We start from the raw sequence: 22,161 nt of genomic DNA, 5'->3' as shown, positions 1-22,161 counted from the left end.
TTACGGTGACGCTGTCACGCCCGGGCGTGCCCGTTCCGGTCGAGAGTGCCCGTTAGACCGGTCACTCTCGACCGGAAAGGTCACTATGCGGGGGCGTTTTGGGCGTTTTGGGCGTTTTGGGCGAGCAGCCAGACGAGCAGGGCCTTCTGGGCGTGCAGCCGGTTCTCGGCTTCGTCCCAGATGATGCTCTGCGCGCCGTCGATGACGTCCGCCGTGACCTCGTAGCCGCGGTCGGCCGGCAGGCAGTGCATGAAGTGCGCGTCGGGCTTGGCGAGGGCCATCAGGGCGGCGTCGACGCGGTACGCGCCGAGCGTGCCGAGACGCTCCGTCTTCTCCTCTTCCTTGCCCATCGACACCCAGGTGTCGGTGATGACCACGTCGCAGCCGGCGACGGCCTCGGCCGGGTCGGTGAAGAGCGCCACGGAGCCGCCGGTGCGCGCGGCGATGGCCGCGGCATCCGTCACCACCCGCGGGTCGGGCGTGTAGCCGACCGGGGAGGCGATGCGCACGTGTATGCCCGCCGTGGCGCCGGCCAGCAGGTAGGACTGGGCCATGTTGCAGGCGCCGTCGCCGAGGAAGGCGAGGGTCTGGCCGGCGAGATCGCCGCGGTGCTCACGGATGGTGAGCAGGTCGGCGAGCAGCTGGCAGGGGTGGAAGTCGTCGGAGAGGGCGTTGACGACCGGCACGGTGGTGCCGAGGGCCATCTCTTCGAGGCCGGCCTGGCCGTAGGTGCGCCAGACGATCGCGGCGACCTGGCGTTCGAGCACCCGGGCCGTGTCGGAGGCCGTTTCCTTGCCGCCGAGCTGGCTGCTCGCGGTCGTGATGATCAGCGGGCTGCCGCCGAGGTCGGCGATCCCCACGGCGAAGGACACCCGGGTGCGGGTGGACGACTTGTCGAAGATCACCGCGACCGTCTGCGGGCCGGCGAGGGGTTTGGCCGCGAATCGGTCTCGCTTGAGCACCAGGGCCAGTCCGAGGATCTCGGCCTGTTCGGCCGGTGAGATGTCGTCGTCGCGCAGGAAATGGCGGGTCACGGAGTCACTTTCGGTTTTCGGCAATAGACTGTCCAACTCTAGAGGCTGGCCAGTGCGAGCCCGAATCGGCGCTCGAACTCGGCCAGTTCGGCGTCGCCCACGATCAGCGGTGGGGCGATCCGGATGGTGGATTCGTTCGCGGCGTTCACGATCAGCCCGTGGGACAGCGCCGCGGCGGCGAGCCTCTGCGCGACCGGCTCGGTCAGCCCGACGCCCAGCAGCAGGCCGCGGCCGCGCACCTCCGCGATCAGCGGGGAGCCGAGGCCGGTGATGATCTCCCGCAACTGGTCGCCGCGGTGGGCCGCGTTCTCGACCAGGCCGTCGCGCTCGATCGTGCCGAGCACGGCGTTCGCGGTGGCCGTGACCAGCGGGTTTCCAGCGTAGGTCGAGCCGTGCTGGCCGCGCTGGAACAGCTCGGATGCCGCCCCGAAGGTGACCAGGGCGCCGATCGGCAGGCCGCCGCCGATCCCCTTGGCCAGGGTCGCGGCATCCGGCTGGATGCCGTCGTGCTGGTAGGCGAACCAGGCGCCGGTGCGCCCGGCGCCCGTCTGCACCTCGTCGATGATGAGCAGCACGCCGTGCCGGGTGCAGAGTTCGCGGGCGCGAAGAAGGAACCCGTCGGGCAGGTCGATCACGCCGGCCTCGCCCTGCACCGGTTCGAGGAAGAGGGCGGCGACGGTGTCGTCAAGGGCGGCCTCGAGCGCGGCCAGGGTGGCGTCGATGTGCTCCACCCCGCCGGGGACGGGCAGGAACGGCTCGCGCATGGCCGGTTTGCCGGAGAGGGCGAGCGCGCCCATCGTGCGGCCGTGGAAGGACTCGTGCAGGGTGAGGATGCGGGTGCGGCGGCCGCCCGCGGTGTTCAGCCGGGCCAGTTTGAACGCGGCCTCGTTGGCCTCGGCGCCGGAGTTGCAGAAGTAGACGCGTCCGGCCGGGCCGGTGCCGGTGATCCGCTTCAGCCGTTCGGCCAGTTCCAGCTGGGGCGGGGAGGCGAAGTAGTTGGCCACGTGGGCCAGGCGGCCGACCTGGTCGGTGACGGCGGCGACGAGGTCCGGATGCGCGTGGCCGAGCGAGTTCACGGCGATGCCGGCGAGGAAGTCGAGGTATTCGGTGCCCTCGTCGTCCCAGACGTAGCAGCCCTCGCCCCGCACCAGCATCGCCAGCGGCGGCGCGATCGTGTGCATCATCGCGTCGCTGAATCGGTTGCGCCAGTCTTCGGTGCCGAAGTCTGCCATGGGTTTGGTGCTCACTTCTGTGTCGGTCGTGCTTGTGTGTGTCGGTCAGGGTTGGGCGGGGACGACCTCGGTGCCGATCCCGCTGCCGGTGAAAACCTCCAGCAGGATCGAGTGCGGCACGCGGCCGTCGATGATGGCCGCCTTCGCGACGCCGCCCTCGACCGCGTCCAGGCAGGCCGTCATCTTGGGGATCATGCCCGACTCGAGCTCCGGCAGGAGGGCGCGGAGGGTGTCCACGTCGATGACCGACACCAGCGAGTCGCGGTTCGGCCAGTCGCTGAAGAGCCCGGCGACATCGGTCAGGATCACCAGTTTCGCGGCACCGAGGGCGACCGCAAGGGCCGCGGCGGCGGCGTCGGCGTTGATATTCAGGGACTGGCCCGGGACATCCGTGTCGGGAGCGATCGAGGAGACGACCGGGATGCGGCCGGCCGCGAGCTGGGCGTGCACGGCCTCGGGGTCGACGCCGATGACGTCGCCGACGAGGCCGAGGTCGACCTCTTCGCCGTCGATGACGGTGCCGCGGCGACGGCCCTGGAAGAGCCCGGCGTCCTCACCGCAGAGCCCGGCGGAGAGCGGGCCGTGCGCGTTGATGCGGCTGACAAGTTCACGGTTGATCTGCCCGGTCAGCACCATCCGCACGACGTCCATCGCCTCGGGGGTGGTCACCCGGTAGCCGCCGCGGAACTCGCTCTCGATGCCGAGCCGGTCGAGCATCGCCGAGATCTGTGGGCCGCCGCCGTGCACGACGACGGGGCGGATGCCGCAGTAGCGCAGGTAGACCATGTCCTCGGCGAACGCGCGCTGAAGTTGGTCGCTGACCATGGCGTTGCCGCCAAATTTGACCACGATGATCTGGTCGTGGAACCGTTTGAGCCACGGCAGGGACTCGATCAGGGTGGCGGCCTTGACGGCAGCCTCGGCCCGGCTGTTCTGCGTCTCGTCCGCCGGAATCAACTCGAGTACGCGCTGTTCTCTTCGACGTACTCGTGGGTCAGGTCGTTGGTCCAGATCGTGCCCGTCTCGGTGCCCTCGTGCAGGTCGATCAGCACGGTCACCGACCGGAGCGTCAGGTCGACGAGTTCGCGGGGCTGGTCCGGCTCCCCCGCCGTGCAGACCTGCACATCGTTGATCGCGACGTCGATGCCGTAGGGGTCGAAGGCGGCATCCGTGGTGCCGACGGCCGCGAGCACGCGGCCCCAGTTGGGGTCGTTGCCGAAGATGGCGGTCTTGAACAGGTTGCTGCGGGAGACCGCGCGGGCCACGTTGACGGCGTCGTCCTCGGTGGCGGCGTTCCGCACCGTGATGGCGACGTCGTGCCCCGAACCCTCGGCGTCGGCCTGGAGCTGCAGGGTGAGGTCCTGGCAGATGGCGATCAGCGCATCCGTGAATTCGGGCAGGTCGGCGGCGACCCCGCTGGCACCGGAGCCGAGCAGGCTGACGGTGTCGTTGGTGGACATGCAGCCGTCGGAGTCGAGCCGGTCGAAGGTGACCCGGGTGGCTTCGCGGAGGGCCACGTCGAGCTGCTCGGAGTCGAGTACGGCGTCGGTGGTCAGCACGACGAGCATGGTGGCGAGGCCGGGCGCGAGCATGCCGGCGCCCTTGGCCATGCCGCCGATGGTCCAGCCGGCCGTGGACGTGAGCAGGGTCTGCTTGGGCGTGGTGTCGGTGGTCATGATCGCCTGCGCCGCGGCGAGGCCGGCGGCATCCGAGGTGGCGGCGGCGGACTGGAGCGCGAGGGTCGCATCCCAGACGCCGGCGGTGATCTTGCCCAGGTCGAGCTGCTCGCCGATCAGGCCGGTGGAGCAGACGAGCACCTCGCCGGCGGAGATCTCCAGGCGGTCGGCGATGGCCTCGGCCGTGGCGTGCGTGGTCTGGAACCCGATGGTGCCGGTGTAGCAGTTCGCCCCGCCCGAGTTGAGCACGATGGCCTTGACCCGGCCGCCGCGCATGACCTGTTCGCTCCAGAGCACGGGGTTGGCCTTGCACCGGTTGCGGGTGAAGACGCTGGCCGCGCTGGTGAGCGGGCCGAGGTTGTGCACGACGGCGAGGTCGAGGCCGCCGGACTTCTTCAGGCCGGCGGTGACTCCGGCGGCGGCGAACCCGGCTGGGGCGGTGACACTCATGGGGCTACTCCATTCGTGCTCAGGCCCGTGGTTTCGGGCAGTCCGAGCGACAGATTGGCGGACTGGATTGCGGCACCGGCGGTGCCCTTGACCAGGTTGTCGACGGCGGTGATCGTGACGACTCGGCCGGCGGCCTCGTCCACGGCCAGGCCGATCAGGGCGGTGTTGGCGCCGAGCACATCGCTCGTTCGCGGGAACCGACCCTCCGGCAGCACGTGCACGAACGGTTCATTCGCGTAGGCCTCCTCCCAGGCGGCGCGCACCGCGGCCGCGGACGTGCCGGGCACGAGGCGGGCCGTCGCTGTGCAGAGGATGCCGCGGGACATCGGCACGATCACCGGGGTGAAGGAGATGGTCGGGTTCGCGGCCCCGGCCCAGCGCAGGCTCTGCTGGATTTCGGGGATGTGCCGGTGCCCGCCGCCCACGGCGTAGGGGTTGGCGGAGCCGAGGACCTCGCTGGCCAGGTTCGGCCGCCTGAGGCTCTTGCCGGCACCGGACGGGCCGACCGCGAGCACGGCGACGATGTCCTCCGGCTCGATCACGCCGGCACGGATGCCTGGAGCCAGGGCCAGGGCCACCGTGCTGGCGTTGCAGCCGGGGGCGGCGATGCGGCGGGAGCCCCGCAGCCGGGAGCGCTGGGTGCCGCCGGCGACAGGGAGCTCGGGGACCCCGTAGGTCCAGGCGCCGTAGTAGTCGCCGCCGTAGAACGCGGCCCAGTCTGACTCGCTCTCCAGGCGGTGGTCAGCGCCGCAGTCGACGACGAGGGTTTCGGCCGGCAGGTGCGCGGTGAGGGCGCCGGATGCCCCGTGCGGCAGGGCCAGGAAGACGACGTCGTGCCCGGCGAGGGTCTCGGGGCTGGTGTCGACGAGGGTCAGGTGGGCGAGGGAGCGCAGGTGCGGCTGCACGTCGATCAGGAGCTGCCCGGCATTGCTGTGGGCCGTGACCGTGCGCACCTCGAACTCGGGGTGTTCGGCCAGAAGCCGCAACAATTCGCCGCCCGCATAGCCGCTCGCACCTGCCACCGCCACCGAAAAAGCCATGTGACAAACTTAGCGCGCCGCCCCGCACGCCGAGAATCGCCGTTCGCGCCGATAATCGCCGCTCGGGCGGCGACTGTGGGCAGAAACGGCGACGCTCGGCGGGTGCTCCGCCGCACTGGGCTCCCCCGCCGACTCCGCCGCGCCGGGCTCCCCCGCCGACGTCGCCACTTGCGGTCGAGCACGCCCGGTGTGCGGGGCGAACTCGACCGGAAGTGGCGAAATGGGCGAAATGGGCGGGCGGCCGCACGGGCGTCGAGCGAGCAGCCGGACGAGCAGCCGCACGAGCGCCGAGCGAGCAGCCGCACGAGCAGCCGCACGGGGGACGAACGAGCAGCCGGGCCGGCGCTACTCGCGCAGGGTCGCGCCGAAGCGGGCGGCGGTCACGGACACGCCGGCGAGCTTGGCGTCGCTGGCCTCCGCGGCGGTGAGGGTGCGGTCCGGCGCCCGGAAGCGCAGGGCGAAGGTCAGCGACTTGCGTCCGGGCAGGATGCCCGTGCCCCGGTAGTCGTCGACGAGCTCGGCCTGGTCGAGCAGCGGACCGCAACCCTGGCGCACGGCCTGGAGCACCTCGCCGGCCGGAACCTGAACGTCGACCACCAGGGACAGGTCCTGGGTGGCGGCGGGCATGGTCGCGATCGGGATGGCGTGCAGCTCGGTGCCGGCCTGCGCGAACACGGCCGACAGGTCGATCTCGGCGACGGCGACGACCGCGGGCAGGTCGGCGTCGCGGGCGATGCGGGGCAGCAGTTCGCCGGCGATTCCGACCGAGGTGAGCCCGGCATCCGTCGTCACGAACAGTTCCGCGGTGCGTCCCGGGTGCATCGCCTGGTGTGAGCCCTGGCGCACGGTGATGGCGACCCCGGAGGCGAGCGCGACCTGGCGTACCGCCGCGAGGGCGTCCTGCCAGCCGGCCGCGACCGCGGGCTGGCCCGGCTGGTGGCGCACGGTGAAGCCGGTCAGCGCGATGGCCACCGAGAGCGGCTGCGGGGGGATGCCCGCGTTCAGTTCGGCTTCCAGCTGCCGGCTCGGGCGCACCGCACCGGGAGGAACGACCGAGCTGCCGTAACGGATGCCGGCCACCGGCCGGAAGACCGTGCCCAGTTCGAAGACGGCCAGGTCGGTGATCCCGCGAGAGCGGTTGCGGTGCATGATCTGCAGCAGCCCGGGCAGGATCGAGGTGCGCAGGAACGGCGCCTCCCCGTCGAGCGGGTTGGCGACGCGGATCTGCGGCACGCCCGTTTCGGCAGTGCCGCCCGTTCCGGCCGTGCCGGCCGGGAGCCCGAACAGGTTGTTGGACTTCTCCGAGACGAACGGGTACGCGAGCACCTCGGTGTGGCCGGTGGCAGCGAGGGTCTGGGCGACCTGGCGGCGCAGGGTCTGCGCGTGGGTGAGGCCGCGGCCGGGCGGGGCGACCGGCAGCACCGACGGGATGCGGTCGTAGCCGACGATGCGGGCGACCTCTTCGGCCAGGGTCCACTTGTCGGTCAGATCGGGGCGCCAGCTGGGCGGCGTGACGTTCAGGCCGGTCTCGGTCTCCTCGAGGGAGGCGCCGATCTCGGCCAGCGAGGAGCGCACCTCGTCCGGGGTGTACTCGAGCCCGATCAGTCCGGAGATGAAGCCGGTGGGCAGAATGATGGGCGCGGCGTCGGGGGTGGCGTCGTGCAGGGAGCCGAGGCCGTCGGCCTCTCCCCCGGCGAGTTCGACCAGCAGCTGCACGACGCGGGCGGCAGCGACGGCGGCGACGGCCGGGTCGACCCCGCGCTCGAAGCGGCGGGAGGCCTCGCTGGGCAGCTTGTGCCGGCGGGCCGTGCGGGCGATCGACACCGGATCGAAGTTCGCGGCCTCGATCAGCACATTCGTGGTTCCGGAACCGATCTCGGTGCTCTGGCCGCCCATCACGCCGGCCAGGCCGATCGGCCCGGATTCGTCGGTGATCAGGAGGTCTTCGACGTTCAGGGTGCGGGTGACGTCGTCGAGGGTGACGAGTTTCTCGCCCGGCTGGGCGCGGCGCACGGTGATACCGCCGGCGAGACGGTCGAGGTCGTAGCCGTGGATCGGCTGGCCGAGCTCGATCATCACGTAGTTGGTGACGTCCACGATCAGCGAGATCGAACGGATGCCGGCCAGCTTCAGCCGGGCGATCAGCCAGGCCGGAGACGGCCGGGTCGGGTCCACGCCGCGCACCGCGCGGGTGACGAAGACGCTCGCGCCGACGCGGCCGCGGATCGGGGCCTGATCGTCGATCGTGACCGGGAAGGCGACCGTGGAGGCGACGGGCGAGATGGCCAGGGCGGGGTCGCGGAAGGCGGCCCCGGTGGCGTGCGCGTACTCGCGGGCCACGCCGCGGATCGAGAAGGCGTAGCCACGGTCGGGCGTGACGTTGATCTCGACGGCCGTGTCGTCCAGGCCCAGCAGGCTGATCGCATCCGTGCCGATCTCGGGGTCGAGCCCGAGGCTGCCGAGCACCAGGATGCCATCGTGCTCGTCGCCGAGGCCGAGCTCGCGGGCCGAGGCGATCATGCCGTCGGACACGTGGCCGTAGGTCTTGCGCGGGGCGATCGGGAACGGGCCGGGCAGCACAGCGCCGGGCAGGGTCACGACGACCTTGTCGCCGACGACGAAGTTGTGGGCGCCGCAGACGATGCCGTGCACGGCGGGGCCGCCGTCGGCCGCGAGCTCGTCGCCGGGCGCGACGCGCACCTGGCACCAGTTGATGGTCTTGCCGTTGGTCTGCTCTTCGCCGACGAACTCGAGCACCTGGCCGACGACGATCGGTCCGGTCAGCTCGAAGCGGTGGATCTCTTCCTCTTCGAGGCCCACGCTCACCAGGGCGGCGTGCACGTCTTCGGGCGTGGTGCCCGGGGCCAGGTCGACGAACTCGCCCAGCCAGCTCAGTGGGACGCGCATCAGACGGTCATCCCGTACTGCTGGCTGAACCGGACGTCGCCTTCGACCATGTCGTGCATATCCTTCACATCATTTCGGAACATCAGGGCCCGTTCGACGCCGACGCCGAACGCGAAACCGGAGTAGACCTCCGGGTCGATCCCGGCGGAGCGGAGCACGTTGGCGTTGACCATGCCGCAGCCGCCCCACTCGATCCAGCGGGCGCCGTCCTTGAACGTCGGGTGCCACAGGTCGAGTTCGGCGCTCGGCTCGGTGAACGGGAAGTAGTTCGGGCGCAGGCGCACCTTCGCCTCCGGGCCGAACATGGCCTTGACGAAGTGGTCGAGGGTGCCGCGCAGGTGCGCCATGGTGAGTCCCTTGTCGATGGCGATGCCCTCGATCTGGTGGAACACCGGCGTGTGCGTGGCGTCGAGCTCGTCGGTGCGGAACACCCGGCCGGGGGCGACGACGTAGACCGGCAGCTCGCGGGACAGCAGGGCGCGCAGCTGCACCGGGGAGGTGTGGGTGCGCAGCACCAGGTGCGCCTCGGGCGGGTCGATGAAGAAGGTGTCCTGCATGGCGCGGGCGGGGTGGTCCTCGTCGAAGTTGAGCGCGTCGAAGTTGAACCACTCGCTCTCGAGCTCGGGGCCCTCGGCGACCTCCCAGCCCATGCCCACGAAGACATCCGCGACCCGTTCCTGCAGCAGGGTGAGCGGATGCCGGGCGCCCGGCGTCCAGGTTGACGCCGCCGCGGTCACGTCGACCGTTTCGGCCGCGAGCTGTGCGGCGGCCTCGGCCTCGGTGATCGCGGCCTCGCGGGCGGAGAACGCCTGTGCGACGGCTCCCCTGGCCTGGCCGAGGAGCTTGCCGGCGGCAGCCTTCTGGTCGCCGGGCACGCTGCGCATCAGCGCGTTGAGCCGGGCCAGCGGGGACGCCTCCCCGGTGTGCTGGGCACGCACGGTTTTCAGGGCCGCGGAGTCGTTCGCGGCGGCAATGGCGGCGAGAGCGGCGTCGACGGCCGCGCTCACGGCTGGTTCGGAGATCTCAGTGGGGTCAGACACAAGTCCCAAGTTTAGCCTCGCCGGACCTGGTCGCCGCCCATCTGGTTGCCCAGCGCCGCGGGGTACGCCAGCTCGGGTTCGACCGGTTTCTCCGGCGGGGTCTTGGTCTTCGGCGTCACGCCGCCGGACTTGGACCCGGTGCGCCGGGCGATGACGCGGGCCAGCCAGGACAGCGACAGGTTCATCGCCAGGTAGATCGCCAGCACGACGAGGAAGAAGGAGAACGAGTAGCGGCTGCCGAAGAAGTTCGTCAGGCCCTGCCCGCTGCGGAGGAGCTCCTCGTAGCCGACCACGAACGCGAGGGAGGTGTCCTTGAGGAGCACGACGAGCTGCGCGATGATGATCGGCAGCATCTGCCGGAACGCCTGGGGGAACTCGATCCGAAGCCGTGTCGCCACGGGGGTGAGCCCGATGGCCAGCCCGGCCTCGCGCTGCCCGCGGGGCAGGCTCTTGATGCCGGCCCGCAGCGCCTCGCCGATGATCGCCCCGTTGTAGACGGACAGCGCGGCGACGCCGGCCCAGAAGGAACCGGTGGAGAAGACGAGGAGGATGAAGAGCATCATCAGCAGCACGGGCATGCCGCGCACGAATTCGAGCACGACCGTGGTCGAGATCCGAAGCCACCTGGTGTCGGACACGCGTCCGAAGGAGAACAGCACGCCGAGCGCGAGCGCGAACACGGCGGCGACACCGGCCATCCGGAGGGTGTTGAGGGCTCCGCGGCCGAGGGTGCGCCAGACCTCGCGGTCGGAGAAGACGTCCCAGCGGGTCGCATCCCAGAGGCCCGGCTGCTCGGCCCCGTTGGCGCTGGTCTTGGGAGCGCCCAGGGCCAGGATCAGCCAGGCCAGGCCGGCGGCGATGATGAGTCCGGTGACCACGGAGAAGATCCGCGACCGCATGATGGCCTTCGGGCCCGGAGCGTCGTAGAGCACTGACGTCATCGGAGGACCGCCACCTTCTTCTCGACCCGCGCGGCGATCACGCCGAGCGAGATGGTGACCAGCAGGTAGAAGGCGGCGACGGCGAGGAGAATCGCGAGCACCTCGTCCCCGCGTTCGTTGGTGACCTTGCGGGCGGCACCGAACAGTTCGAAGACGAAGAACGCGCCGGCGACCGAGGTGTTCTTCGTCAGGGCGATGAACACGTTGATCAGCGGCGGGATGACCATGCGCACCGCCTGGGGCATGACCACGAAGGACAGGGTCTGGGTGAACGTCAGGCCCACGCTGCGGGCGGCCTCGGCCTGGCCCACGTGCACGCCGTTGACGCCCGAGCGCAGTGCCTCGGCGACGAAGGGCGAGGTGTACACGGTGAGGCCGATCATGGCGAGCACGAAGTAGCCCGGGGAGAACTGCAGGTACGGGAGGATGAAGGCGCAGAAGAACAGCACCAGGGTGAGCGGGGTGTTCCGCACGATCTCGGTGTAGACCGTGGCGAATCCGCGCAGGGATGCGACCGGCGAGATGCGCATTGCCGCGATGATGATGCCGAGTACGAGCGCTCCCGTGCCGGACAAAAGAAGAAGGCCCAACGTGTTCTTGAAGCCTTCCAGGAACACGGGCAGGTTTTCGATGACTGCGTCCACAACTCACCTCCTCTTCTGTGTTGTCTGGTTCTGATCTGAACTGAGCGTGGGGTGCCTGGGTGACAGGCGAATGCACTGGTCGGGGCGACCGTTCTGACGTCCGGCCGCCCCGATCAGGTTCGAGCAGGTGTTACTCGTACCGGTTGACGGCCGGCGGGGTGGGGGTCTCGAGCACCGTACCGGCGGTCTTTTCCCAGGCCTTGGCCCACGTGCCGTCCTTGAAGGACTCCTCGAGCGTGTCGTTGATGAAGGTGCGGAACTCGGTGTCGCCCTTCTTCAGGCCGATGCCGTAGGGCTCCTTGGTGAAGGGCTTGTCGACGACCTCGAACTCACCGGCGTTCTGGTCGGCCAGGCCGGCCAGGATGACGTTGTCGGTGGTCACGGCGACGACCTCGCCGCTGCGCAGCGGGCCGAGGCAGTTGGAGTAGGTGTCGGTCGCGAGCACCTTGTCGGTGTAGGCCGCGATGTTCTTCTCCGACGTCGATCCGCTGACGGTGCAGACGGACTTTCCGGCGAGGTCTTCCGGGCCCTTGATCTTGTCCGGGTTGCCCGCGAGAACGAGGAGGTCCTGGCCGGCTTCGTAGTACGGTCCGGCGAAGTCGACGACCTGCTTGCGCGTGTCGTTGATCGTGTACGTGGCGACGACGAGGTCGACCTGGCCGTTCTGGATGAAGGGCTCGCGGTTGGCCGACACGGTCTCGGTCCACTTGATCTTGTCGGCGGGGATACCGAGCTTGGACGCGATGAGCGTGCCCATCTCGACGTCGAAGCCGACCGGCTGGCCGTCCGGGCCCTTGAGGCCGAACAGCGGCTGGTCGAACTTGGTGCCGATGGTGATCGATCCGGCTTCGCTCAGCTTCGCCATGGTGGTGCCGGCCGCGAATGTCGGCGCCTTCTCCACGGGTGCGGCGGTGGGCTTGGCGGCCGAGTCGGTGCAGGCACTGAGGGTGAGCACGCCGGCAAGGGCAATGGCCGAAAGCATTAGACCTTTTTTGAGTCTCATGGTGTTTCTCCTGATTGCTGTGTCATCCTGCGCACCGGTTAGTGGGCAAGTATTTTGGAGAGGAAGTCTTTCGCTCTCGTGCTCTGGGGGTTCGTGAAGAACTTCTCCGGCGTCGTCTCCTCGACGATCTCGCCCTCGGCCATGAAGATCACCCGGTCGGCCGCCTTGCGCGCGAAACCCATCTCGTGCGTGACGACGATCATGGTCATGCCGTCGTTGGCGAGGTCGATCATGACCTCGAGCACCTCGTTGATCATCTCGGGGTCGAGCGCGCTGGTGGGCTCGTCGAGCAGGATCACCTTGGGGTCCATCGCGAGAGCACGGGCGATCGCCACACGCTGCTGCTGGCCGCCGGAGAGCTGGGCCGGCATCTTCTTCGCCTGGTTCGCGACGCCGACGCGTTCGAGCAGGACCATGGCTTTCTTCTCGGCGTCGGCCTTCGACAGGCCGCGCACCTTGATCGGGCCGAGCGTGACGTTCTCGAGCACGGTCTTGTGCGCGAACAGGTTGAACGCCTGGAACACCATGCCGACGTCCGCGCGCAGCCGGGCGAGGTCCTTGCCCTCGGCCGGCAGCTTCACGCCGTCGATGGTGATGACGCCGGCGTCGATCGTCTCGAGCCGGTTGATGGCGCGGCAGAGGGTGGACTTGCCCGACCCGCTCGGGCCGATCACCACCACGACCTCGCCGCGATTGACGACGGCGTTGATCTTCTTCAGCACGTGCAGGTCGCCGTAGTGCTTGTCGACATCACTGATGACAACTAGCGGCTCACCGCGCAACACCGTGATGTTGGACGTCGCCGGCGCAGACTCTGTAGGCTCCATGTCCCCCAACCTAAGGCACAAAGAAAGACGGCCGCACCACAAATTTTGTGGTACGGCCGTCATCGATCGGATCAGCTGCGCTGCGCGAAGGCACTTTCATACAGGCAAACGCTGGCCGCAGTGGCGAGGTTCATCGATTCCGCGTGACCGTAGATCGGCACCGAAATGGAGCGGTCGACCTTGGCCAGGTCTTCTTCGGTGAGCCCGCGGGCCTCGTTGCCGAAGAGCCACGCGGTCGGCGCGATCAGGAGGCCCTCGGTGCGGGCGGCCAGCAGATCGGTGCCCTTGATGTCGGCGGCAAAGACCTGCAGACCGGCCTCTTTGGCGCGCTCGCGCACGTCCTCGAGGGTCGCGCTCACGGCAACGGGGAGGTGGAAGATCGACCCGGTCGACGACCGCACCACCTTGGGGTTGTAGAGGTCGACGCTGCGACCGGTGAGGATGACGGCGTCCGCGCCGGCGGCATCCGCTGCACGGATGATGGTGCCCGCGTTGCCCGGGTCGCGCACCTCTTCGAGGATGGCGATGAGTTTGGGGCCGTCGGCGAAGATGTCTTTCACCGAGGTGGGGAACTGGTGGCACACGGCCACGAAGCCCTGGGGGGTGACGGTGTCGGCCATCGTCTCGAGCACCTGCTCGGTGACGAATTCGACCTCGACGCCCGCGTCTTTCGCGGCGTCCGCGATGTCGGTGTGTCGCTCGAGTGCGGTGGGGGTGGCGAAGAGTTCGAGGACGAGGTCGGGACGGAAGTTCAGGGCCTCGGAGACGGCCTGCGGACCCTCCAGGAGGAACAGCCCCGTCTCGGATCGAGCGGCTCGATTCGCCAGTTTCGCGACGGCCCGCACACGCGGAGAACGGGGATTATCTAACATGCGTCCAGCTTAGTTGCCGAGGCTCGCGGGTGACGCCCCCGCGCGGGGCCCAGCGGAACCGGCCGGATCGGGCGCCCGGGCACGCAAAACGGGAGCGGGCGCCAGGCCCGCCCCCGTGAAGAGTGCGACGTTCAGGTGGTGCTGAAATGCTGCGTGCCGAAGTGCTGCGAAAGCTACGCGGCGACCTTCGGTGCCGACGTGTCGGCGGGCAGTGCTGCCTTGGCGCTCTCGACGATGGCCGCGAACGTGGCGGGCTCGTTGACGGCCAGTTCGGCGAGGATGCGACGGTCGACCTGGATGCCGGCCAGGGCGAGGCCCTGGATCAGACGGTTGTAGGTCAGGCCGTTCGCGCGGGACGCAGCGTTGATCCGCTGGATCCACAGGCGACGGAAGTCACCCTTGCGTGCACGACGGTCACGGTAGCTGTAAGTGAAGGAGTGAGTGAGCTGCTCCTTCGCCTTGGTCACCAGACGCGAGCGCTGGCCGCGGTAGCCCTTGGCGCGCTCGAGAATTACGCGACGGCTCTTGTGGGCGTTTACGGCCCTCTTTACTCTTGCCATTTTTATTGATCCTTACGGGGTACGGGGTCTAGCGACCGAGAAGCTTCTTGATGACCTTGATGTCGGCCTTGGCCAGCACCTGGTCCTGGTTCAGGCGGGACTTGCGCTGGGTGCTCTTGACCTCGAGGTTGTGGCGCAGGCCGGCCTGCTGCTTCATGATCTTGCCGGAGCCAGTGACCTTGAAGCGTTTCTTCGTCCCGGAGTGGGTCTTCATCTTAGGCATCTTTTTCCTCCAGTTTCGCTGCCTTATCAGCAACTTTGTCAGCCTTGTCGGCAACCTTTTCTGCCCGGTCGGCAGCCTTGTGTGCGTTGATCTCAGCCTTGGCTTCCGCTTTGTTCTTCAGCGGGCCAACAACCATGACCATGTTTCGCCCGTCGATGGTCGGGCTCGATTCCACGGAACCGAACTCGGCGACATCCTCGGCAAATCTTTGGAGCAGACGTACGCCCTGGTCGGGACGGGACTGTTCACGGCCACGGAACAAAATCATGGCCTTGACCTTGTCGCCGGCCTTCAGGAAGCCTTCGGCGCGTTTGCGCTTGGTCTCGTAGTCGTGCTTGTCAATCTTGAGACGGAAACGAACCTCTTTCAGGATCGTGTTCGCCTGGTTGCGCCGGGCCTCCTTGGCCTTCTGCGCAGCCTCGTACTTGAACTTGCCGTAGTCCATGATCTTGGCAACGGGCGGCTTCGAGGTCGGTGCAACCTCAACGAGGTCGAGGTCGGCCTCCTGTGCCAGGCGCAGCGCAACATCGATGGCCACGACTCCGACCTGTTCGCCGTTGGGACCAACGAGACGAACTTCGGGGACGCGGATACGGTCATTTGTACGGGGATCGCTGATGCGTCTCTCCTCTTCTCATTCATCGTGGCTACAGCCAGGTGACGGATGTCGCCCGGAGACGAAGAGAGGAAAAATAACGTCTGGACTGCCGGTCACAAATGCCCGGTTGTCACAGACGACACCCTGTCTACCTTCGCGCATCGTGATCTTGTGACGGATCCAGTGCCGCGACGGCGGAGTGCAACTACCCGGTAACCTTTATGAAGCGGTATGCGCGGGTGGGAGATTATCCACTTTCGTACCGAGACTTGCATCTCGGAGCCCGGACGAGTCTAACAGAGGAATGCAGTGACCAACAGCAACGAGCAGGACGCAGTCCAGGCAACACGCGATATCGCCGATGTGGCAGCGGTGGAAATCATCACGACGGCATCCGTGCACCTGATGAGTGCGGCCGCGGTGAAGGTCGGTCTGGCCGACGACCCCGAGAACCAGATCGACCTGGACGAAGCCCGCAAGCTGATCACGGCGCTGGCCGGACTGATCACCGCCGCCGCTCCGGACATCGCCGACATGCACGCGCGGAGCCTCCGCGACGGGCTGCGTTCGCTGCAGCTCGCGTTCCGCGAGGCGTCCGCGATCCCGGATGCCATCGGTCAGGGCCCGGGCGAGAAGTTCACCGGCCCGGTCAACTAGCAGGTCGTCGCCGGGTCGACTGGTCACCGGGGCGGCTGGTCACCGGGGCGGCTGGTCACCGGGGCGGCTGGTCACCGGGGCGGCTGGTCGCCGGGTCGGCTGGTCGCGATGGCGCGATGGCGCGATGGCGCCGAACCGTGAGTTCGGCACCGTTTCGGGCGCGAAAACCCGTCCAAACTCACGGTTCGGCGGGGATAGACAGCATGAGTGGCGGGAAATCATGGAGTTGAGGCTGTTGGTGCCGTTCCGGCGGCATGCTGCGGTCGCGCAGCGGGCCACACCCGAGCGGCGGCGCTTCACGTCGTCCGTGCTGGTGCCCTACCTGGGCACCCTGCTGCTGACCTGGACCGGCGTAGTCCCCGGCTGGGTGCTCTGGCCGGTGATGGTCCTCGTGTTCGGCACGATGACCGTTCTCGGCAACGTCTGGGCGGACCAGGACGCCCTGGACGCCCTCAAGGACGACCCGGACACGGATGCCGACGGGCACCCCGGCGCCGACCGCGACGGCGACCGCTAGTCCAGCACGGCGTCCGCACGTCCAGCACGGCGTCCGGCGAACCAATTCGACGGAGATTCTGGCCTAAAACGCCGCATTCCGGGCTGTTTCGGGCACTTTCGGGCAAAATCTCCGTCGAATTCGTTAGGGCTAGGTCTGGCAGCGCGGGCACCAGAAGGTGTTCCGCAGCTCGAGCTCTGAGCGGCCCAGGGTGCCCCGCTCGATCGGGGTGCCGCAGCGGCGGCACGGCTGGCCGGCCCGGGAGAACACCCAGCTCTGCATGCCCCGGCGGGCGTTGCCGGTGGTGATGCGCTCGGTGCGGTCTCGGTTGGCCAGGATCAGCCGGCGGGCGAGGTCGACCAGGGCCGGGACATCCGTCGCCTCACCGACCGGCCGAGTGGGCAGCAGCCCCCGCAGGAAGCACAACTCGTTCACGTATTCGTTGCCGAGTCCGGCCAGGTTTCCCTGGTCGGCGAGCGCCACCGCCACCGGCCGCTCGGGGCGCTCCCGGATGCGACGGGTCGCCTCGGCCGCGTCCCAGTCGGCACCGAGAAGGTCGGGCCCGAGGTAGGCGAGCAGCTCGGCCTCGCGGTCCAGCGGCACCACCTCGAGCACACCGAGCTCGAAGCCGACGGCCGCCCACTCGGCCGTCTCCAGCACGATGCGAGCCTGGAAGGCCGGGCGCTTCCAGGCGCTGCCGTGCCGGTACAGGTGCCAGGAGCCCTCCATCTTCAGATGGGAGTGGATGCTGTACTCCCCCACCCGCATCAGCAGGTGCTTGCCTCGGCTGACCACTTCGTGCACGGTGTCGCCGGTCAGGTCCACGGTGGCGTACGCCGGAACCCGCACGTCGCACCGGGTGAGCCGGGCGCCGTGCAGCGCCGCGTCGAGATTGTGCGCGGTGCGGTAGACGGTGTCGCCCTCAGGCACGGGGTACCTCAGACGTGCAGGTTCTCACTCGGTGGCTCCGGGCACGGCGTTCCTCAGGCATGCAGCTTCAGCCCCCGCGGGGTCACGCCGAACCCGGCCGCCTGCAGTGCGGCGCCGAGCGGGGTGCCCATCACGAAGACCCCGTTGACGGTCTCGACACCGAGCTTGGGAACCCGACCGGCCTTCACCGTGCCGGCCAGGGAGAGCGCGGCGGCCGTCACTGCGGAGTCCGGTTCGCCAGGCTCGAATGCGAGCACGGACTTGCCGCCGCGCTCGACGTAGAGCACCAGCGCCCCGTCGACGATCACGACCAGCGCGCCGGCCTTCCGTCCGGGGCGGTGCCCGGTGCCGTCCGGCAGCGGCGGCCAGGGCAGCACGGAACCGTAGGGGTTGGCCGGATCGGTGGCGGCCAGCGTCACCGCGCTCAGCGCGGCGCCCGATCCCGAGCCCGAACCTGAGCCCGAACCCGCGTCGGCGACGAAGGAGCGCAGCCGGTCGACCGTGCCGACGGTGGCGAACTGGGCCGCGCCCAGCCCCTCGATGAAGTAGCCGCGGCGGCACCGCCCCATCTCCTCGAAGCCGCTGAGGGTGCGGTAGGCGAGCGCGAAACCGCCCGTCACGCCCTCGCCCATCACGGCGCCGCGGGTGACGACGCCGTAGCGCTCCAGCAGGGTCTCGCCGAGGGCGTGCGCACGGCGGGTCGGGGAGTCGTCGGCCACCGGCACGACGGACCAGCGCCCGGAGACGGTCGGCGGGCCGCCGCGGGCCGGCAGGGTCGGCCGGGCCAGGATTCGGCCGCCGTGCAGCCGAGCCCGCGGGGCAGCCCGGCGGGTGCCGTGCGCCGCCTTCCCGCCGGAAAGGAGCGCGCGCACGGGCGCGAAGGTGTCGTTGCCCACCAGACCCGCCCAGACCAGGTCCCACAGCGCGGCAGCGAGCCCGGCGTCGTCCTGGCTGCCGACGGCATCCGCCAGCTGCCGGAAGAAGAAGGCGCCCCCGCCGCCCAGGGTGGCCAGGATCTCCTGCTGCAGCGCCGTGGTCTCCAGCGGCGGCGGCAGCGGCAGGGTGAGCGGCGCGGTCTCGCTCAGGTGCAGGCTGATCCAGCCGTCGTTGCCGGCCAGCGTGCCGGAGCCGGCCCAGAGCACCTCACCCGCATTCGTGAGTTCGTCGAGCATGGCCGGCCGGTAGTCCTCGATCCGGGCCGGCAGGATCAGCGACTCCCACGCCGAAGCGGGGATGCGGGCTCCCTCCAACTGCTCGATCACGGATGCGACGCCGTCCACACCGCGCAGCCGCCCGCCCACGTGCTGCCAGGCCGGCAGGAACCGCCCGACGGTCACCTGGTCGACCGGCTCGACCTCATGCCGGAGTGCGGCCAGCGACCGGCGGCGCAGGCGGCGGAGCACCTCGGCGTCGCACCACTCGCTGCCGGTGCCGTGCGGCCGGAACTCGCCCTCGACGACCCGGCGGGCGTTGGCGAGCCTGCGGAGCGCCCCCAGTGCCACGGCGGGGCCGAGGCCGAATCGTTCGGCCACGTCGGCGACCGTGAACGGGCCGTGGGTGCGGGCGTACCGGCTGACCAGGTCGCCGAGCGGATCGAGCACGGGCTCGGTGAACACGGCCGGCACGCCCTGCGGCACCGGCACGCCGAGCGCGTCCCTGAGCCGGCTGATGTCTTCGACGGCCGCCCAGCACGGCCGGCCGGCGACGCCGACGGGCAGCACCCGCCGGGCGGCGACGAGAGCCTGCAGGCCTTCGGCCGCCGCCGGTCCGCCCTGCGGGTCGAGTCGGGCGGCGACCTCGTCGGTCGTCAGCGGGCCGAGGCCGCGGAGCAGGTCGGCGATGCCCTCGATCCCCCGCGCCTTTCGGTCGGCCGGCAGCCGCTGCAGTTCCGCGTCGGTCTGCTCGATCACCACCGGGTCGAGCAGCTCCCGCAGCTCCACCCGGCCGAGGAGCTCGGCCAGCAGGCTGGAATCGATCGAGAGCGCGGTGGCTCGGCGCTCGGCGAGCGGGGAATCCCCCTCGTACATGAACGCGGCCACGTAACCGAAGAGGAGGGTGCTCGCGAACGGGCTCGCGGCATCCGTCTGGATTTCGACCAGGCGCAGGGCGCGGCTGTCGATGCGCCGGGTGAGGTTCAGCAGCGCGGGCAGGTCGTAGACGTCCTGCAGGCACTCGCGCACGGTTTCGAGGATGATCGGGAAGGTCGGGAAGGTGCGGGCCACGTCGAGGAGCTGGGCGGCCTTCTGGCGCTGCTGCCACAGGGGCGAGCGCCGCCCGGGGTTGTATCTCGGGAGCAGCAGCGCGCGCGCGGCGCACTCACGGAACCGGGCCGCGAACAGGGCGGAACCGCCGACCTCGTCGGTGACCAGCTGCTCGAGTTCGTCGGGGTCGAAGACGAAGAGGGAACTCTCCGGGGGTTCGGACTCGGTGTCGGGGATGCGCACGACGATGCCGTCGTCGCTGGCCATGCAGGCCCCGTCGATGCCGTAGCGTTCCCGCACCCTCGCGCCAACCGCCAGCGCCCACGGCGCGTGCACCTGCAGGCCGAACGGGGAGTGCAACACGACCCGCCAGTCCCCCAGCTCGTCCCGGAAGCGCTCGACGACGAGGGTCTGGTCGGTGGGCAGGTTCCCCGTCGCGGCGCGCTGCTCGGCGAGGAACGCGAGCAGGTTGTCGACGGCGCGCTCGTCGAGGCCGCCCGCCCGGCAGCGGGCCCTGGCGCCCTCGGGCGGGAGCGCGGACACCTCGCGCAGGAACGCGCCGATCGCCTCGCCGAGCTCGGCCGGACGGCCCAGGCCGTCGCCCTTCCAGAACGGCAGCCGGCCGGGCTCGCCGAACGCCGGCAGCACCAGCACGCGGTCATGGGTGATCTCCTGGATGCGCCAGCTCGTCGTGCCGAGGGCGAAGACGTCGCCCACCCGCGACTCGTAGACCATCTCCTCGTCGAGTTCGCCCACCCGGCGGCCGGTGGCCTGGTCGCCGCCGACCATGAACACGCCGAACAGGCCCCGGTCGGGGATCGTGCCGCCGCTGGTGACCGCGAGCCGTTGCGCGCCCGGACGGCCGGTGAGGATGCCCGTCTCCCGGTCCCAGACGATGCGGGGGCGCAACTCGGCGAACTGGTCGGAGGGGTACCGGCCGGCGAGGAGGTCGAGGGTGGCCTCGTAGGCCGAGCGCGGCAGGGAGTGGAAGGGGGCGCTGCGGCGCAGGGTGTCGAACCATTCCTCCGCGTCGATGGGTTCGAGCGCCGTCGCGGCCACGGTCTGCTGGGCGAGAATGTCGAGCGGGTTGGACGGCACCGACAGGGATTCGATCAGGCCGGCGACCATGCGCTCGGCCGCGACGGCCGCGTGGATGAGGTCGGCCCGGTGCTTGGGGAAGATCACCCCGCGGGATACCTCCCCCACCTGGTGCCCGGCCCGGCCCACCCGTTGCAGCCCGCTGGCCACCGACGGCGGCGACTCCACCTGCACCACCAGGTCGACCGCGCCCATGTCGATGCCGAGTTCCAGGCTGGAGGTGGCGACCACGCAGCGCAGCCGCCCGGCCTTGAGGTCGTCCTCGATCAGCGCCCGCTGCTCCTTGCTCACCGAGCCGTGGTGAGCGCGGGCCAGCAGCGGCTCGGCCCCGGCGGACTGGCCGCTCGCGCCCATCAGGGCTGCGGGCGGGCCGGCGGGTGTGGCCTGTCCTGCGGGGACTGGGGCCGCGGATGTCCCCGCGACCGTCGCCGCTCCGGCGGTTGCGACGCCGACCAGTTCGGGCTGGGCCACATCCTCCAGACGCTGGGCGTAGATCTCGTTGAAGCGTGCGGTCAGGCGTTCGGCCAGCCGCCGCGAGTTCGCGAACACGATCGACGAGGTGTGCGCGAGCACCTGGTCGACGATGGCCTCCTCGACGTGCGGCCAGATCGACCCGGTCTGCGGCGCGGCCGCGGCGGTGGACCCCTCACGCACCGGCACCGGTCCGACCTGGCTCATATCGTCGACGGGCACCACCACGCTCAGGTCGAACCGTTTCCCGGCGGCCGGTGCCACGATCTCGACCGCCGCGGAACCGCCGAGGAACCGGGCCACCTCGCTGGCCGGGCGCACGGTGGCGGACAGCCCGATGCGCTGGGCCGGCCGGGCCAGAAGATCGTCGAGCCGCTCCAGGGAGACGGCCAGGTGGGCGCCGCGCTTGCTGGCCGCCACGGCGTGCACCTCGTCGATGATGACGGTGTCGACGCCGAGCAGGGACTCCCGCGCCGCGGACGTGAGCATGAGGAACAGCGATTCCGGGGTGGTGATCAGGATGTCCGGGGGCGTCTTCACGAGGCTGCGGCGCTCGTTCGCGGGGGTGTCTCCCGAGCGCACTCCGACGGTGACGTGGGGCGGGTCGAAGCCGAGCCGCCGGGCCGCCTGCGTGATGCCGACGAGCGGGGCGTGCAGGTTGCGTTCGACGTCGACGCCGAGGGCCTTGAGCGGCGAGATGTAGAGCACGCGCGTGCGCGGGACGGCCGTGGCGTTCGGACTGCCGGCATCCGTCGCCGTGGGACCCGGGGCCGTGCGCTCGGCGGCTGTGCGATCAGTGTCTGTGGGATCGGCGGCCGGGCGCTCGGTGGCCAGGCGGTCGATGGCCCAGAGGAAGGCCGCGAGGGTCTTACCCGAACCGGTCGGGGCGACGACCAGCGCGTGGGAGCCGCGGGAGATGGCGTCCCACGCTCCGAGCTGCGCCTCGGTGGGCGCGGCGAATGCCTCGCCGAACCACGCTCGGGTGGCCGGCGAGAATCGGTGCAGCACCTCACTCATGGCACCATCTTCCCTGATCGGGCTGACAAGTCCCAGATGAGGGCGCACTCCTGTTCTCACCGCCCCGCGCCCCGCTTGGAACCAATTCGACGGAGATACTGCTCTTACAAACGGGATTCGGCCCGTTTTGGCGCGTTTTCGGCAAAATCTCCGTCGAATTGGTTCAGGGCAGGGGCGGAGCGGGCGAGCGGGCCGGCGAGCGGGCCGGCGGGCGGGCCGGCGGGCGAGCGAGCGGGCCGGCGGG

Annotated in this window: 19 protein-coding genes; 2 read left to right on the top strand and 17 right to left on the bottom strand. The window is 70.0% G+C overall.

What is annotated here, in order from left to right:
- Positions 1-83: 83 nt before the first annotated feature.
- The 15 genes from argF to infC form a co-directional block, all read right to left on the bottom strand.
- Positions 84-1,034: an ornithine carbamoyltransferase gene (gene argF / locus E3T24_RS10865; RefSeq protein WP_134434615.1), complete on the bottom strand. Its 951-nt coding sequence runs from the start codon at positions 1,032-1,034 to the stop codon at positions 84-86.
- A gap of 38 nt (positions 1,035-1,072) precedes the next feature.
- Entirely contained in the window at positions 1,073-2,266 is a 1,194-nt protein-coding gene (locus E3T24_RS10860; RefSeq protein WP_134410898.1) for an acetylornithine transaminase, read from the bottom strand.
- 45 nt (positions 2,267-2,311) lie between these two features.
- Complete coding sequence (argB, locus tag E3T24_RS10855; protein WP_134434617.1) at positions 2,312-3,220, bottom strand: acetylglutamate kinase; 909 nt, start codon at positions 3,218-3,220, stop codon at positions 2,312-2,314.
- Entirely contained in the window at positions 3,220-4,392 is a 1,173-nt protein-coding gene (gene argJ / locus E3T24_RS10850; RefSeq protein WP_134434614.1) for a bifunctional glutamate N-acetyltransferase/amino-acid acetyltransferase ArgJ, read from the bottom strand. Before argJ ends, argB begins: the two co-directional genes overlap by 1 nt.
- Positions 4,389-5,432, bottom strand: a complete 1,044-nt coding sequence (argC, locus tag E3T24_RS10845; RefSeq protein ID WP_134404575.1) for an N-acetyl-gamma-glutamyl-phosphate reductase — start codon at positions 5,430-5,432, stop codon at positions 4,389-4,391. Before argC ends, argJ begins: the two co-directional genes overlap by 4 nt.
- Positions 5,433-5,777: 345 nt before the next feature.
- The gene (gene pheT / locus E3T24_RS10840) at positions 5,778-8,339 is read right to left on the bottom strand and encodes a phenylalanine--tRNA ligase subunit beta (RefSeq protein WP_134434613.1); all 2,562 of its coding nucleotides are present in this window, start codon (positions 8,337-8,339) and stop codon (positions 5,778-5,780) included.
- Complete coding sequence (gene pheS / locus E3T24_RS10835; RefSeq protein WP_134364962.1) at positions 8,339-9,379, bottom strand: phenylalanine--tRNA ligase subunit alpha; 1,041 nt, start codon at positions 9,377-9,379, stop codon at positions 8,339-8,341. Before pheS ends, pheT begins: the two co-directional genes overlap by 1 nt.
- Positions 9,380-9,390: 11 nt before the next feature.
- A complete protein-coding gene (locus E3T24_RS10830) occupies positions 9,391-10,320 on the bottom strand; it encodes an amino acid ABC transporter permease (RefSeq protein WP_134364961.1) in 930 nt (309 codons plus the stop codon).
- Positions 10,317-10,964, bottom strand: a complete 648-nt coding sequence (locus E3T24_RS10825) for an amino acid ABC transporter permease (RefSeq protein WP_134364960.1) — start codon at positions 10,962-10,964, stop codon at positions 10,317-10,319. Before E3T24_RS10825 ends, E3T24_RS10830 begins: the two co-directional genes overlap by 4 nt.
- Before the next feature lie 130 nt (positions 10,965-11,094).
- On the bottom strand, positions 11,095-11,967 hold the full coding sequence (locus E3T24_RS10820) for a glutamate ABC transporter substrate-binding protein (protein WP_134404579.1): 873 nt from the start codon (positions 11,965-11,967) through the stop codon (positions 11,095-11,097).
- Positions 11,968-12,005: 38 nt separating this feature from the next.
- Complete coding sequence (locus E3T24_RS10815; RefSeq protein WP_134404581.1) at positions 12,006-12,794, bottom strand: amino acid ABC transporter ATP-binding protein; 789 nt, start codon at positions 12,792-12,794, stop codon at positions 12,006-12,008.
- Positions 12,795-12,865: 71 nt separating this feature from the next.
- Entirely contained in the window at positions 12,866-13,666 is an 801-nt protein-coding gene (locus E3T24_RS10810; RefSeq protein WP_134404583.1) for an RNA methyltransferase, read from the bottom strand.
- Between the two features lie 173 nt (positions 13,667-13,839).
- Positions 13,840-14,226, bottom strand: coding sequence for a 50S ribosomal protein L20 (gene rplT, locus E3T24_RS10805; RefSeq protein WP_134364956.1), 387 nt, complete (start codon positions 14,224-14,226; stop codon positions 13,840-13,842).
- A 28-nt stretch (positions 14,227-14,254) separates the two neighbouring features.
- On the bottom strand, positions 14,255-14,449 hold the full coding sequence (rpmI, locus tag E3T24_RS10800) for a 50S ribosomal protein L35 (RefSeq protein WP_134364955.1): 195 nt from the start codon (positions 14,447-14,449) through the stop codon (positions 14,255-14,257).
- Positions 14,442-15,068, bottom strand: a complete 627-nt coding sequence (gene infC, locus E3T24_RS10795; protein WP_134364954.1) for a translation initiation factor IF-3 — start codon at positions 15,066-15,068, stop codon at positions 14,442-14,444. Before infC ends, rpmI begins: the two co-directional genes overlap by 8 nt.
- A 288-nt stretch (positions 15,069-15,356) precedes the next feature.
- Between infC and E3T24_RS10790 the strand changes: the two genes are divergently transcribed.
- Entirely contained in the window at positions 15,357-15,704 is a 348-nt protein-coding gene (locus E3T24_RS10790) for a DUF1844 domain-containing protein (RefSeq protein ID WP_134364953.1), read from the top strand.
- A gap of 220 nt (positions 15,705-15,924) precedes the next feature.
- Entirely contained in the window at positions 15,925-16,221 is a 297-nt protein-coding gene (locus tag E3T24_RS10785) for a hypothetical protein (RefSeq protein ID WP_134402412.1), read from the top strand.
- A 129-nt stretch (positions 16,222-16,350) separates the two neighbouring features.
- Here E3T24_RS10785 and E3T24_RS10780 read toward each other — a convergent pair whose 3' ends face one another.
- A complete protein-coding gene (locus tag E3T24_RS10780) occupies positions 16,351-17,130 on the bottom strand; it encodes a DNA-formamidopyrimidine glycosylase family protein (RefSeq protein ID WP_134404585.1) in 780 nt (259 codons plus the stop codon).
- A 53-nt stretch (positions 17,131-17,183) separates the two neighbouring features.
- Positions 17,184-21,917 carry an ATP-dependent helicase gene (locus E3T24_RS10775; protein WP_134364950.1) on the bottom strand — a complete coding sequence of 1,578 codons (4,734 nt, stop codon included), beginning with the start codon at positions 21,915-21,917 and terminating at the stop codon, positions 17,184-17,186.
- Between the last annotated feature and the right edge of the window lie 244 nt (positions 21,918-22,161).

Source organism: Cryobacterium sp. TmT2-59, from assembly GCF_004403545.1.
GTDB lineage: Bacteria > Actinomycetota > Actinomycetes > Actinomycetales > Microbacteriaceae > Cryobacterium > Cryobacterium shii.
The sequence above is the reverse complement of the archived record's forward strand: the minus strand, read 5'-3'. Positions and strand labels throughout refer to the sequence as shown.

Coding starts and splice junctions, on each gene's coding strand:
- E3T24_RS10860 (WP_134410898.1), bottom strand. CDS start 2,266: ATGGCAGACTTCGGCACCGAAGACTGGCGCAACCGATTCAGCGACGCG.
- argJ (WP_134434614.1), bottom strand. CDS start 4,392: ATGAGTGTCACCGCCCCAGCCGGGTTCGCCGCCGCCGGAGTCACCGCC.
- argC (WP_134404575.1), bottom strand. CDS start 5,432: ATGGCTTTTTCGGTGGCGGTGGCAGGTGCGAGCGGCTATGCGGGCGGC.
- pheT (WP_134434613.1), bottom strand. CDS start 8,339: ATGCGCGTCCCACTGAGCTGGCTGGGCGAGTTCGTCGACCTGGCCCCG.
- E3T24_RS10830 (WP_134364961.1), bottom strand. CDS start 10,320: ATGACGTCAGTGCTCTACGACGCTCCGGGCCCGAAGGCCATCATGCGG.
- E3T24_RS10820 (WP_134404579.1), bottom strand. CDS start 11,967: ATGAGACTCAAAAAAGGTCTAATGCTTTCGGCCATTGCCCTTGCCGGC.
- E3T24_RS10815 (WP_134404581.1), bottom strand. CDS start 12,794: ATGGAGCCTACAGAGTCTGCGCCGGCGACGTCCAACATCACGGTGTTG.
- E3T24_RS10810 (WP_134404583.1), bottom strand. CDS start 13,666: ATGTTAGATAATCCCCGTTCTCCGCGTGTGCGGGCCGTCGCGAAACTG.
- rplT (WP_134364956.1), bottom strand. CDS start 14,226: ATGGCAAGAGTAAAGAGGGCCGTAAACGCCCACAAGAGCCGTCGCGTA.
- rpmI (WP_134364955.1), bottom strand. CDS start 14,449: ATGCCTAAGATGAAGACCCACTCCGGGACGAAGAAACGCTTCAAGGTC.
- E3T24_RS10785 (WP_134402412.1), top strand. CDS start 15,925: ATGGAGTTGAGGCTGTTGGTGCCGTTCCGGCGGCATGCTGCGGTCGCG.
- E3T24_RS10775 (WP_134364950.1), bottom strand. CDS start 21,917: ATGAGTGAGGTGCTGCACCGATTCTCGCCGGCCACCCGAGCGTGGTTC.